The organism is Neisseria sp. HMSC067G12, assembly GCF_001812725.1.
GTDB lineage: Bacteria > Pseudomonadota > Gammaproteobacteria > Burkholderiales > Neisseriaceae > Neisseria > Neisseria perflava.
Map to the genome: position 1 here is coordinate 1 of NZ_KV810210.1, position 336 is coordinate 336.

The 336-nt window shown below is 47.3% G+C and carries 1 protein-coding gene; it reads left to right on the forward strand.

Annotation, left to right across the window (positions count from 1 at the left end):
• Positions 1-52 precede the first annotated feature (52 nt).
• A complete protein-coding gene (locus tag HMPREF2871_RS07510; RefSeq protein WP_049225703.1) occupies positions 53-310 on the forward strand; it encodes a SemiSWEET family transporter in 258 nt (85 codons plus the stop codon).
• The last annotated feature ends 26 nt before the right edge of the window (positions 311-336 follow it).

A 336-nucleotide genomic window follows, 5' to 3' on the forward strand; every position in this document is an offset into this window, starting at 1 on the left:
TCAACATCTGTACAGCCTGAAAACCCAATCGTCTAATCAGAAAGGAAAACCAATGACTGAAAAACAAATGCACATTCTTTCCGTCACCGCCACCCTGGCCGGCGTCGGTATGTACGTTTCTTATATCCCGCAAATCCAAAACAACCTTGCCGGCAACCCCGGCTCGCCGTTGCAACCCCTCGTCGCCGCCATCAACTGCACATTATGGTTTGCCTACGGCTTTTTGAAAGAAAAACGCGACTACCCCATCATACTGGCAAACGCCCCAGGCATTATTTTGGGTTTGATTACATTTATCACTAGTTTTTAAGGAAGTTTTCAGACGGCCTGTGCAAA